The following is a 12,311-nucleotide window of genomic DNA, read 5'->3' on the forward strand; positions in this document are numbered from 1 at the left end:
GTCCCTCACGCCCACCGCGTGCCGCTTGGGCCAACGCTCATGAACGGCCAATTCATGAAATCCAGAGCACTGTGGGTCAGCGCGGCAGCCCTCGCGTCGATCGGTGCAATCGCGGCCCTGGCGCTGATGTGGCGGCCGGCAATTGCGCCGGTCGAGCGCCCGCAAACCTTCGATTCCGCACAACTGCAACGCGGCGCGCGCGTCGTCGAGGCGGGCGACTGTGCGGTGTGTCACACGCGGCCCGGCGGCCAATACCTGGCCGGCGGACTGCCTTTGGTGACGCCGTTCGGCACCCTCTACAGCACCAACATCACCCCGGATCCACAGACTGGCATCGGCCACTGGTCGCTGCCGGCCTTCGAGCGGGCGATGCGTGAAGGGATCTCCCGCGACGGCCACTTCCTGTACCCGGCCTTCCCTTATGTTCATTACCGGCGCATGAGCGGAGACGATATCGCCGACGCCTATGCGTACCTGATGAGCGGCCCCGCGGTGGACTCGCCGCCACAACAGAACCGCATGAACTTCCCGATGAACATCCGGCCACTGGTGTCGTTCTGGAACCTGCTGTTCCTGCATGGAAAACCGCTGACGCCGCTGGCGGAGCAATCGCAGACGTGGAATCGCGGACGTTACCTGGTCGAAGGTCCCGGTCACTGCGCGGGCTGTCATTCGCCGTTGAACCTGATCGGCGCCGAGAAATCCGGCGAAAACCTGGCCGGCGGCAGCGTGGATGGCTGGGACGCGCCGTCACTGCTGGGCATGGCGCACCGGGCAAACCCGTGGAGCAGCGAACAATTGGTGAGTTACCTGCGGGCCGAAGTGGTCGACGGACACGGCACGGCAGCGGGCCCGATGCGCCCGGTCAGTCTCGGTCTGGCGCGCTTGCCCACAGAAGATGCCCAGGCGATTGCCGAATACCTGCTGAGTCTGCCGGCGAAAACTGCGATCAACGAAATTCCGAGCGCCAGCGCTGAACCTGCGGATCGATCCTCTGGCGCGCTGCTGTTCACCAGTGCCTGCGCCGGCTGCCATGCCCAAGGCGCGCCGATGCGTGAAATCGACGGCCGCCCGGCACTGGATCGCACCTCGGCGCTGCAGTCCGCCAGCCCGCGCAACTTTGTGAAAACCGTACTCGAAGGCATCCCGGCAGAACCCGGTCAGCCGAGGCCGGTGATGCCATCGTTCGCCGCCAGTCTCGACAACGCTCAACTCGACGCCCTGGCCGTCTATCTGCGCCATCAGGCCAGACCCGACCATCCGTGGACCGACCTTCCTGCCACCCTCCAAGCGCTACGTCAGGAGACGAAATGACTCAGATCACCCTCAACGTCAACGGATCTTCCCGGGCCCTCGAGCTGGAACCCGACATGCCGCTGCTCTATGCGCTACGCAATCACCTGGGCCTCAACGGCGCCAAGTACGGGTGTGGTCTGGGCCAATGCGGTGCCTGCACCGTCATCGTCGATGACCAACCGGTGTTTTCCTGCCTGACACCCTGCGCCGGTCTTGAGGGCAAAAAGGTGCGGACGGTCGAGAGCCTGGGAACCGCCGAACACCCCGGCTCCCTGCAGCAAGCGTTCATCGACAAACAGGCCGCTCAATGCGGTTACTGCATCGCCGGCATGTTGATGCGTGCGCAGGCATTGCTGGAAAGCAATCCGCATCCCGATGAGCAGACCATTCGCGAACACATGTCCGTCAACCTGTGCCGCTGCGGCACGCACTTGCGCATCATCGAGGCGATCAGCCTTGTCGCCCGGCAAAACGGGAGCGCGCTATGACAGCGATCAACGAGGTCGATCACAGTCGCCGTGCGTTCCTGCGCGGCGGCGCCCTGCTGGTGGCGTTTGCTTTGGTGCCGGTCTCGCGCCGCGCCCTGGCTGACACCGAAGTCGATACCCTCGGTACGGTCGTGCTGGCGCCGGACCTGCCCGGCAGCCTGCGCACCAACCCCTGGCTCGATGCCTGGATCCGCGTCGGCCCCGACGGCATCACCGTCTACACCGGCAAGGTCGAACTGGGCACCGGGGTCAAAACCGCGTTACTGCAAATTGCCGCTGAACGCCTGGAGGTCGCCCCGACCGCGATCAACCTGCTCACCGCCGACACCGCACTCACGCCGAACGAAGGCTACACCGCCGGCAGCCACTCGATTTTCGACAGCGGCACCGCGCTGTTCAACGCGGCGGCGCAAGTGCGTGAGATGCTGCTGGAATCGGCCGGGCGCAGCTGGAACGTTGCGCCGGCGTTGCTGACGACTTGCGACGGAATCATTCTCGGCCCGACCGGGCAGCGCATGTCCTACGCCGACGCCGTGCAGGATGTGGATCTGCACCGCTACGCAAAATCCGCATCGCCCTCGATGCCACCGGCGTCGTTCAAGCTCATCGGCCATTCGCTGCCACGGCTGGATATCCCGGGCAAAGTCAGCGGCGGCGCGGCGTTCGTGCAGGACATTCGCCTGCCGGGCATGCTCCACGCCCGGGTCATCCGCCCGCCGCGCCCCGGCTGCACGCTGGAAGCCATCGATGCGGAATCGATCAAGGCCCTGTCCGGGGTGGTGCAGGTGATTCGCGACGGCAATTATCTGGCCGTGGTAGCGCGGGATGAATGGCAGGCGATCAAAGCCATGCGTCATGGATACGCATCGGCGCGCTGGAGCGGCGGACAGGCGATTCCCGAATCGCACGACATCCACACCTTGCTCAAACGCCTGCCTTCACGGCGTTATCCGATCAGCCATGAAGGCACGCCCCAAGGCAAAACCGACAACGAATATCGCGCCCGGGTGACCAAGCAGTACCTGATGCATGGTTCGATCGGCCCGTCCTGCGCCGTGGCCTGGTTCAAGGACGGCACCCTCACCGTCTGGACCCACACCCAGGGCGTGTATCCGCTGCGAGCCGGGATCGCCGAAATGCTGCGGTTGCCGCCCGAGCGCGTGCGCTGCATCCACACTGAAGGCTCCGGCTGTTACGGCCACAACGGCGCAGACGATGCCGCGGCTGACGCAGCGCTGATTGCCATGCGCGTACCGGGCTCGCCGGTGCGGGTGCAGTGGATGCGCGAGCAGGAAAACCTCTGGGAGCCCTACAGCTCGGCGATGGTCACCGAAGTGCAAGCCAACCTTGACCCACAGGGTCGGCTGCAGGACTGGAACTATGAGCTGTGGACCACGCCGCACAACGAACGCATCGTCAACGCCGGGCGCTTGCTGCCTGCACGCCTGCTGGCCCGGCCTTTCGCTTCAGCACCCTCGGTGCCGATCGCCCAGCCTGAGGGCGATGGCGATCGTAACGCGGTGCCGCTGTACACCGTGGCCTCTTCGCGGATCGACATGAACTTCGTCACCGAAATGCCGTTCCGCACCTCGGCCATGCGCTCGCTGGGCGCCCACATCAACGTCTTCGCCATCGAAGCCTGTATCGACGAACTCGCCGCCAAGGCCGCAGTCGATCCGGTTGCCCTGCGTCTGGCGCACCTGACAGACCCTCGGGCACGGGCTGTTGTGGAAAAGGTTCGCGATGCCGTCGGCTGGCCGCAAAAAAGCAGTGAACCCGGCGCAGGCCTTGGCTTCGCCTTCGCGCGTTACAAAAACATCATGGGCTACTGCGCCATTGCCGTGCGTCTGCGGGTGCATCCGCAGACCGGCGAAGTGCAGATCGATCACGTCGTCACGGCGGTCGACGTGGGACAGATCGTCAGTCCCGATGGCCTGCGCAACCAGGTCGAGGGCGGGATCGTGCAGTCCACCAGCTGGACGCTGTATGAAAAAGTCGCCTATGACGCCGGCGGCATCCGCAGCTACGACTGGAGCGGCTACCCGATCCTGCGCTTCTCGCAAGTCCCCAGGAAGGTCGACGTTCACCTGCTCGACCAACCGGGGCAACCGTTTCTGGGGGCCGCCGAAATCGTCCAGGGCCCCATGGCGGCTGCCATCGGCAATGCCGTGGCGAATGCCACCGGCCGGCGTTGGCTGAACCTGCCCCTGCCCCGCTCGCAACAGCCTTCCTGAACCGCGCCACGTTGCATTTCACGCAATGCAGCGTGGCGTCGCGTGTGGATTATCAAGCACCGGACAGCCGCTTAACGTAGGGCCATCCGGTGTCGGGCCAAATGTCCCGACACCGCCCTGCCGATCCTTTTCGAAGACTGGAGAATCCCCATGACACAACAACTGTTCCGTCCCATCGCCCTCGGCCCTTACACACTTCCCCACCGGGTAGCGATGGCGCCGTTGACTCGCTCCCGTGCCGGGCAACCGGGCGACATCCCGACATCCATGAACGCCGAGTACTACCGCCAGCGGGCGAGCGCCGCGCTGATCATTACCGAGGCCACGCAGATTTCCCGTCAGGGTCAGGGTTATGCGTGGACGCCTGGCATCTACAACGACGAACAGGTGCAAGCCTGGCGCGAAGTCAGCCGCCAAGTACACGAGGCCGGCGGGTTGATCTTCATGCAGCTGTGGCATGTGGGCCGCGTATCGCACCCAAGCTTTCAACCGGACAACGCATTGCCGGTGGCGCCGAGCGCATTGCCTGTACCGGGCAAGACTTTCATCGTCGATGCCGAGGGCAACGGTGTCTGGGGTGACGTGCCGGTGCCGCGCGCACTGCAAACGTCGGAGATCGCGGACATCATCAGCGACTACCGCCGCGCCGCACGCAATGCGCTGAACGCCGGGATGGATGGCGTGGAAATTCACGCCGGCAACGGCTATCTGCTGGACCAGTTCATCAACAGCAACAGCAACCAGCGCACCGACGGTTATGGCGGCACCCTGGAAAACCGTGCGCGCCTGTTACTGGAAGTGGTGGCGGCCGTGGTCGACGAAGTCGGTGCCGACCGGGTCGGCGTGCGCCTGACGCCCATGGGCCGCTTCATGGGCATGGGTGATGAATCGCCGGAAGCCACGTTCGGCTACATCGTGAGTTCGTTGAACCGCTGGAAACTGGCCTACCTGCATCTGGTCGAGCCCGCCGTGGTCGGCACCGTCAAGGATGAAAACTTCGATCCGCGCTGGGACGCGATCATCGCTCAGTTGCGTGATGCCTGGGCTGGCGTGTTGATGATCGCCGGCGGCTACGACCCCGAGTCGGCGGAACAGGCGCTGGCCGACGGTCGCGCCGACATTATCGCGTTCGGCCGACCGTTCCTGGCCAACCCCGATCTGCCTCGGCGAATCCGCGAAGGGCTGACGCTCAACGCACCGGACCCGAGCACGTTCTTTGGTGGCGATCAGCGTGGTTACACCGACTACCCGGTTTACGCCCACTGATACGCTGAACAGCGGACGCAAAAAAGGCCTGCCACATCGGCAGGCCTTTTTTTCAGCGACCTTACTGCTTGAGAATCAGCAGCGGCTCGCCCTTCTTGACGATGTAGGTCGCCAGTTCCGAGCCCTTCTCGTTGCCGACATTCTTGGCGATATGCGCCACACCCGCCGGGATGAACAGTGAATCACCCGCCTTGAGCGTCACCGGTGCCTGCCCTTCGAGCCGGTATTCGAACGTGCCGCTGATCACGTAAGCCACTTCCACACCCGGATGCGCATGGTTGGGCGAGGTGACGCCTGGTTCGAAATCGACGCGAGCCTGTATCACCTCGCGATCCGCCGCACCCAGATCCTGTCGGACCAGATCGGTACGGCTCAGGCCTTGTTGCCAGTTCTTCGCCGGGGCGGCAGATGGGGTTTCAGCCGCCTGTGCGAGGCCGGTCAGCGAAACGAGTACGGCGGCAGCGGTCATCAGAAGTGTGCGGCGCATGGTGTTGTCCTCTTGGAAGTCGTGGTGTGTTGGCACCTACTTTGGGCGAGGCCTGTATGCGGGATGTGTCCTGATGACGGGGTTTGTTACCCGTTTGTGTACGGCGGCGCGATGGATACACGCTTATACAAAGGGTTTGGCCAGCACCTGCGATAGCCAGCCTCTGAACGCCACGATCTTTTTCGATTCTGCCTGATCGTGGGGCGTGACGAGGTAGAAGCCGGAAGCGGATTTCAAGCGCAAATCAAACGGCGCCACCAGCCTGCCTGCGCGCAGATCGTCATCGACATAGGTCGAGCGACCGATGCACACGCCCTGCCCGTCAATCGCCGCCTGCACCGCCATCATCGCCAGGTCGAAGGTCAATCGCGGACCCTTGGCCGTCAGCGGTGGCTGGCCTGCCGCGTGCAGCCAGTCGTTCCAGTCATTGGCGGTCACGCCGCTGACTTGCAGCAAAGGGTGATGGGCCAGGTCCACCGGTGTATTCAACGGCTTGTCGCCGTTCAGCAGTCGCGGACTGCACACCGGAAAGATCTCGTCGGCCATCAACCAGTCGGCCCGCAGCCCCGGCCAGTTCCCGTCGCCGTAGCGGATCGCCGCATCGATGCCGCCCTTGCGAAAGTCCACCCACTCGGTGGAGGCGCTGATCCGCACATCAATCTCGGGATGCGCCTCGCGAAATGACGGCAGACGCGGCAACAACCATTTGGACGCCACCGACACCAAAGTGCTGATGGTCAGGACACTGTTGTTGCTCGATTCCAGCAGCTTTTCAGTCGAGTAGCGCAATTCAAGAAACGCCGAACGAATGCCGGGCAAGTAAGCATTGCCCTCCTCGGTCAACGCCAACCCGTCCTTCAAGCGCATGAACAGACGCACGCCAAGCTCATCTTCAAGGCGCCGGATCTGATGGCTGATCGCGGTCTGCGTGACGTTCAGTTCTTCGGCGGCGCGGGTGAAGCTCATATGCCGGGCGGCGCATTCGAAGGCGCGCAATCCATTGAGCGATGGCAATCGGGGCAGCATATGACCTCTTCAGTCCATGAGATTTTGTCATACGCTAGCACTGCATTTGTCCTTTGCGAAGCGGCGCGGCGATAGCGGATTCTGAGGCTCTACCTGCAAGGAGATCCCATGAAACTGTACTTCGCCCCCATGACCTGTTCGCTGTCGCCGCACATTGTGCTGCGCGAACTGGAGCTGCCGTTCGAGCTGATCCGGGTCAACAACCAGACCAAGCAAACCGCCGACGGCCGGGACTTTCGCCAGATCAATCCGAAGGGTTACGTGGCCGCGCTGATGCTCGACAACGGTGAAGTGCTGACCGAAGGGCCGGCCATTCTGCAATACCTCGCCGACCTCGTACCCGGTCATTCGATGGCCCCGGCCAATGGCACCTGGGAACGCTCGCGCCTGCAGGAATACCTGAATTTCATCAGTTCGGAAATTCATGGCGGCAGCGCGCCGCTGTTCAGCAGCGAAATCCCGGAAACCACCAAAACCATCTTCAAACACAAACTGTTCAAGCGACTGGATTACCTGAACCGCATCCTCGCCACCCAGCCCTTTCTGATGCAGGCGTTCGGCGTAGCGGATGCCTATCTGTTCACGGTGCTGAAGTGGTTGCCGACATTCAGTATCGCCATCGAAAACTGGCCAGCGCTGGCGAGCTACATGTCGCGCATCGCCGAGCGGCCCAGCGTGCGGGCGGCCATCGCGGCAGAGGAAGCCACGCAACCGGTCGTCTGACACGACCGGTTGCGCCAAGCGCCCTTAATGGGCCGGCGCGCAGTCAGGCGCCCGACTCCGGATCACTTGCCGGCAGGCCCCGCGCTTCTCTGTCCTCATCATCCTTGGCGGTGCTCTGCGGGTTGGCGTCGGCGCTTCCCGAACCGTTGCCGTCCTGCGGATGCTCAGAACCCACCGAATCGTTGGCCGCCACATCGCTCATGTCTTCCTCCAATGGCGCTTCATCGTCCGGTGGCAATGGAACTGGCGATTCATCTTTGCGCGGATCATGACCAGTTTCGTTGTCGGTTGTGCGCGTCACTGCCTGTTGTGACCGGTTGCCGGGTGCATCTTCATCAATGTCCATGAGGGCTCTCCGTTCTGGTGCGGGATGTTCGTACCTGAACGTGTGAAACGAGTGCGTAATGGTTAGTGCCCCGTACTGGACGAATGGCACCCCGGTTGCCGAATGCCCCAGCGCTTCTATAGTGAAGAGGGTTCAGCCCTCCTCCCGTCGAGCGCCCCATGGCCAGCACCGATCAACTGATCATCTGCGAGCATTGCGACTGCGTGTACGAAAAAGTCGCGCTGGCCAAACACCAGAAGACCCTCTGCGTGCGTTGCGGCGCCGTGCTCCAGCGCTACAACAACCTGAGCGTGGAGCAACGGCTGGCCCTGAGCTTCACCGCGGCGATGCTGTGGCTGTTCGCCAATTTCTACCCGGTGATGAGCATCAGCATGAAGGGCCTGAAAAACAGCGCGACCCTCTGGGATTCGGTGCTGGCCCTGAGTCAGGGACCGATCACCTTCATGGCGATGGTCGCGGCAATCTCGATCATCATCGCCCCGGCCTTTCAACTGGTGCTGTTGATCTGGGTCTTGAGCTTCGCCCTCGCTTCGCGCCGCTCGCCGGGGTTCAAGCTGTGCATGCGCTGGCTGGAAACGCTGCGGCCGTGGAGCATGCTCGAAGTCTGCCTGCTCGGCGCGATGGTCGCGGTGTTCAAACTGGCGGGCATGCTCGACGTCATTCCCGGCATCGGCCTGTTTGCCCTGGCCGTGCTCAGCCTGTTGCTAATCCGCATCGCCGGGCGCGACGTGCGCGAACTGTGGGACATCCTATGAAACGACCACCGACGGCAACCGAACTCAACCTCTGCCTGTGCCACAGTTGCGGGCTGGCCTGCGACATGACTGGCGAACCGCACCAATGCCCGCGCTGCGACGCCCCGCTGCACCGGCGCAAAACCAATTCGCTGACCCGCACCTGGGCCTACATGTTCGCCGCGCTGGCGTTTTACGTGCCGGCCAATCTGCTGCCGGTGATGAACACCACCCTGCTCGGCAGCGGCGCCGACAGCACCATCATGAGCGGCGTGCTGGAGTTCTGGGAACACGGCGCGTGGGACATCGCCCTGATCATCTTCATCGCCAGCATCGCTGTGCCGGGGGTGAAATTCGTGGCGCTGACCCTGCTGCTGGTCACCGTGCAACGGGACAGCCATTGGGCACGCAAGGAGCGTTCGAAGCTGTACCGCTTCGTCGAGCTAATCGGCTATTGGTCGATGCTCGATGTGCTGGTGGTTGCGCTGGTGGCGGCGCTGGTGAAGTTTCAGGCGCTGGGGGATATCGAGCCGCGCGTAGGGATTCTGTTTTTCGGCCTTGTGGTGGTCTTTACGATGCTTTCGGCGATGAGCTTCGACCCGCGCCTGATCTGGGATAACGCGCCGGACGATGAAACGGAAAAACCCCGGCACTCGACTGAACAAGTGCCGGGGCATCAAGCGACTTAAATCAGATCTGCGCAGTACCGCCGTCAACGAACAACTCGATGCCGTTGACGAAGCTGCTGTCATCCGAGGCCAGGAACAACGCAGCCTTGGCAATCTCGCTCGGCTCGCCGAGACGCCCGATCGGCACGATAGACGCCAGTTGATCGAACAGCCCCTGGGTGTGTTCCGCCGGCACCAGCCCTGCCAGACCTGGCGTGCGCACCGGGCCAGGGCTGATCGCGTTAACGCGGATGCGCCGTGGTTTCAAGTCCAGCAACCATGAGCGGGCGAAGTTGCGCACCGCCGCTTTACTCGCGCTGTAGACGCTGAAGTTCTCCGTGCCCTGCACCGAGGTGGTCGACGAGGTCAGCAAAATCGAGGCGCCATCGCGCAGCAGCGGCAAGGCCTTCTGCACGGTGAACAGCGTGCCCTTCACGTTGGCGTCGAAAATCCGGTCGAAGTGCTCTTCGGTGATCGAGCCCAGCGGCAGCATGTCCCCGCCGCCGGCGTTGGCGAACAGAATGTCGAGGTGCCCAGCCTTGGCGGAAATCTCGCTGTAGATGCGATCCAGATCCTCCAGCTTCGCCACATCGCCCTGAATGCCGATGGCTCGCGGGCCGATGGCGGCGACCGCTTTGTCCAGCTCGGCCTGACGACGGCCAGTGATAAATACGGTGGCGCCCTGGGCGACGAATTCCTGCGCCGAAGCCAGGCCGATGCCGGTGGTGCCGCCAGTGATCAGTGCGATTTTGCCTTCAAGTCTGTTGCTCATGATGAATCTCCAGTAACCGTTTCGAGGTAGGTGACGGGTCGTAGGTGAGCCGTTGGAAGCGACTTTAGGCCGATCGATTGAATTGAAAAATCCGCAAAATCGGTTTTGTTTGTGCACAGACATGCACAATACTCAGCCGTGTCCAATCCACTGAGCCCGAACCGATGAATCAGTTAATGGCGATCCGCACCTTCGCCCGCGTCGTGGAAAGCGGTTCATTCACCAAAGCCGCCGACTCGCTGAACCTGCCGAAAACCACCGTCAGCAAACTGATCGGCCAACTGGAAAACCACCTCGGCGTACGCCTGCTGCAACGCACCACCCGCCGCCTCACCGTCACCGCCGACGGCGCTTCCTATTACCAATTGACCCAACAACTGCTGCATCAACTGGACGACATCGACCAAGGCTTCAGCCAGGCCCAGGGCCTGCCGCGCGGCAAGATCCGCGTAGACATCGGCGGCTCGACCGCGACGATGCTGGTGATCCCCGAACTGCCGAAGTTCTTCGAACGCTATCCGGACATCCAAATTGATTTGGGCGTCAGCGACCGCCCGGTGGACCTGATCAGTGAGCGGGTGGACTGCGTGATTCGCGGTGGTCCGCTGACCGAACAAACCCTGGCGGTACGGCGCCTCGGCGAAGTGTCCTGGACCACCTGCGCCACCCCCGATTATCTGCAACGCCACGGCACTCCGAGCCACCCGCTCGACCTGGCCAGCCATCAGCTGATCGCCTACCGCTCGGCCTCCACCGGGCGCATCCTGCCGTCGAACTTCCAGCGCAACGGCGAACGCCATCAGATCGAAGGCAAAGGCCTGATCAGCGTCAACGAGAGCAACGCGCACCTGGCGGCCGGCCTCGCCGGGCTGGGGATCATCCACACCTTCAGCTACACGGTCAGGACCGCCATCGAGCGCGGCGAACTGGTGCCGATCCTCGAGGACTGGCGTCCGCCGGCCTATCCGTTTCATGTGCTGTATCCGCCGAACCGGCATTTGAGCAATCGGGTGCGGGTGTTCATTGATTGGCTGGTGGAGCGGTTTGCGCAGGTCGATTGAGGTGCTGCGCGAGCATTGCTGACTTTTACGCAAAACACCTTTGACCCAGGGCCGGTTCTTCTCATGCCCGTTGCCACCGATACTGGCGGCCATTGACAGTCATGGGAAACCGCACAATGCAAACCGATTACGCTGCCTGGGCCTGGACGTCCGGCCAAGGGCTGGATGGCCTGACACTGACCCGCAAACCCCTCGTGCAACCCGGCCCCGGCCAAGTGCTGGTGGCCAACCGCGCCATCGCCTTGAACCCGGTGGACTGGAAGATCATCGAGTGGGGCCATCCCGCCTGGAGCACCGGCCGTGTGCCGGGTGTCGACGGCATGGGCGTGGTGGTCGCAGCCGGCGCCGGCGTGACACTGCAACCCGGCAGTCGCGTGGCGTATCACCAATCACTGGCGAGCGATGGCAGCTTCGCCGAGTACTGCCTGCTCGACGCCGCCACCGTGCTGTCGGTGCCCGCCGCGCTCGATGATGCCGCGGCGGCGTCACTGCCCTGCCCCGGTTTGACCGCGTGGCAAGCCGTGGAAAAAGTCCCCGCAAATGGCGCAGCCGATGTGCTGGTGATCGGCGCCGGCGGCGCGGTCGGTCTGCTGCTGGTGCAACTGGCAGTACAACGCGGATGGCGGGTCTGGGCGACCGCGTCCGGCGCGCATCATGCAAAGCTCAAGGCCCTGGGCGCAGTCGGCGTATTCGATTACCGCGAACCGGACTGGCAAACCGCACTCGCAACCAGCCTCGGCGAACGTCGTTTGCATGCCGTATTCGACACGGTCAGCGGCGCTCACGCGGCGAAAATGGCCGACCTGCTGGGCTACAACGGCCATCTGGTGTGCATTCAGGATCGTCAGGAAAGCGCGCCGCTGCCGGCGTTCACCACGGCGATTTCGCTGCATGAAGTGGCATTGAACAGCTTCCACGTCCACGCCAGCCTGCACGATCGCCAGACCTTGCGCCGCAACGGCGAGCAGTTGCTGCAAGCTCTGCTCGACGGCAGCCTGATCGGCCCGGCGCTGCAGATGTTCAACTTCGATGAATTGCCCCAGGCCTTGCGCGCCCTGAAGGACGGCGCGGGTGGCGGGAAATGGGTGACGCGATTGCCCAGCGCCTGACAAGCAACCACGGCCCGACTCCCTCGCAATCGTGCCGTTTCGTCTAACCTGACGTTGCACCCGACGATGATTGCCCATCGACGGGTGCATCGACCTTGATG

General features: G+C 63.2%; 12 protein-coding genes and 1 pseudogene. 9 read left to right on the forward strand and 4 right to left on the reverse strand.

Annotated features, from left to right (window positions below):
• The first annotated feature begins 54 nt into the window (after positions 1-54).
• From CAF74_RS19360 to CAF74_RS19375, 4 genes are all read left to right on the forward strand, one after another.
• On the forward strand, positions 55-1,314 hold the full coding sequence (locus tag CAF74_RS19360) for a cytochrome c (protein WP_085747389.1): 1,260 nt from the start codon (positions 55-57) through the stop codon (positions 1,312-1,314).
• Complete coding sequence (locus CAF74_RS19365; RefSeq protein WP_085747390.1) at positions 1,311-1,784, forward strand: (2Fe-2S)-binding protein; 474 nt, start codon at positions 1,311-1,313, stop codon at positions 1,782-1,784. Before CAF74_RS19360 ends, CAF74_RS19365 begins: the two co-directional genes overlap by 4 nt.
• Complete coding sequence (locus CAF74_RS19370; RefSeq protein WP_085747391.1) at positions 1,781-4,018, forward strand: molybdopterin cofactor-binding domain-containing protein; 2,238 nt, start codon at positions 1,781-1,783, stop codon at positions 4,016-4,018. Before CAF74_RS19365 ends, CAF74_RS19370 begins: the two co-directional genes overlap by 4 nt.
• A gap of 150 nt (positions 4,019-4,168) precedes the next feature.
• Positions 4,169-5,284: an alkene reductase gene (locus tag CAF74_RS19375; protein WP_085747392.1), complete on the forward strand. Its 1,116-nt coding sequence runs from the start codon at positions 4,169-4,171 to the stop codon at positions 5,282-5,284.
• Between the two features lie 61 nt (positions 5,285-5,345).
• Here the strand turns inward: CAF74_RS19375 and CAF74_RS19380 are convergent, their stop codons facing one another.
• A complete protein-coding gene (locus CAF74_RS19380) occupies positions 5,346-5,771 on the reverse strand; it encodes a cupin domain-containing protein (protein WP_085747393.1) in 426 nt (141 codons plus the stop codon).
• Positions 5,772-5,894: 123 nt separating this feature from the next.
• Positions 5,895-6,797: a transcriptional regulator GcvA gene (locus CAF74_RS19385; protein ID WP_085747394.1), complete on the reverse strand. Its 903-nt coding sequence runs from the start codon at positions 6,795-6,797 to the stop codon at positions 5,895-5,897.
• 108 nt (positions 6,798-6,905) lie between these two features.
• Between CAF74_RS19385 and gstA the strand changes: the two genes are divergently transcribed.
• A complete protein-coding gene (gene gstA, locus CAF74_RS19390) occupies positions 6,906-7,520 on the forward strand; it encodes a glutathione transferase GstA (RefSeq protein ID WP_085747395.1) in 615 nt (204 codons plus the stop codon).
• 154 nt (positions 7,521-7,674) lie between these two features.
• Here the strand turns inward: gstA and CAF74_RS29685 are convergent.
• A pseudogene (locus tag CAF74_RS29685) lies at positions 7,675-7,866 on the reverse strand (hypothetical protein); the annotation flags it as partial.
• Positions 7,867-8,024: 158 nt separating this feature from the next.
• On the opposite strand from CAF74_RS29685, the gene CAF74_RS19400 reads away from it, so the two are divergent.
• Positions 8,025-8,621, forward strand: a complete 597-nt coding sequence (locus tag CAF74_RS19400; RefSeq protein ID WP_074690848.1) for a paraquat-inducible protein A — start codon at positions 8,025-8,027, stop codon at positions 8,619-8,621.
• Positions 8,618-9,289, forward strand: a complete 672-nt coding sequence (locus CAF74_RS19405) for a paraquat-inducible protein A (protein ID WP_085747397.1) — start codon at positions 8,618-8,620, stop codon at positions 9,287-9,289. The genes CAF74_RS19400 and CAF74_RS19405 overlap by 4 nt, the downstream gene beginning before the upstream one ends.
• Position 9,290: 1 nt before the next feature.
• Here the strand turns inward: CAF74_RS19405 and CAF74_RS19410 are convergent, their stop codons facing one another.
• Complete coding sequence (locus tag CAF74_RS19410) at positions 9,291-10,040, reverse strand: SDR family NAD(P)-dependent oxidoreductase (protein WP_011333861.1); 750 nt, start codon at positions 10,038-10,040, stop codon at positions 9,291-9,293.
• Positions 10,041-10,204: 164 nt separating this feature from the next.
• On the opposite strand from CAF74_RS19410, the gene CAF74_RS19415 reads away from it, so the two are divergent.
• Complete coding sequence (locus CAF74_RS19415; RefSeq protein ID WP_085747398.1) at positions 10,205-11,101, forward strand: LysR family transcriptional regulator; 897 nt, start codon at positions 10,205-10,207, stop codon at positions 11,099-11,101.
• Positions 11,102-11,217: 116 nt separating this feature from the next.
• Positions 11,218-12,210 carry a zinc-binding dehydrogenase gene (locus CAF74_RS19420; protein ID WP_085747399.1) on the forward strand — a complete coding sequence of 331 codons (993 nt, stop codon included), beginning with the start codon at positions 11,218-11,220 and terminating at the stop codon, positions 12,208-12,210.
• Positions 12,211-12,311: the final 101 nt, after the last annotated feature.

Source organism: Pseudomonas sp. R45(2017) (genome assembly GCF_002112305.1).
GTDB classification, from domain to species: Bacteria; Pseudomonadota; Gammaproteobacteria; order Pseudomonadales; family Pseudomonadaceae; genus Aquipseudomonas; species Aquipseudomonas paraglycinae.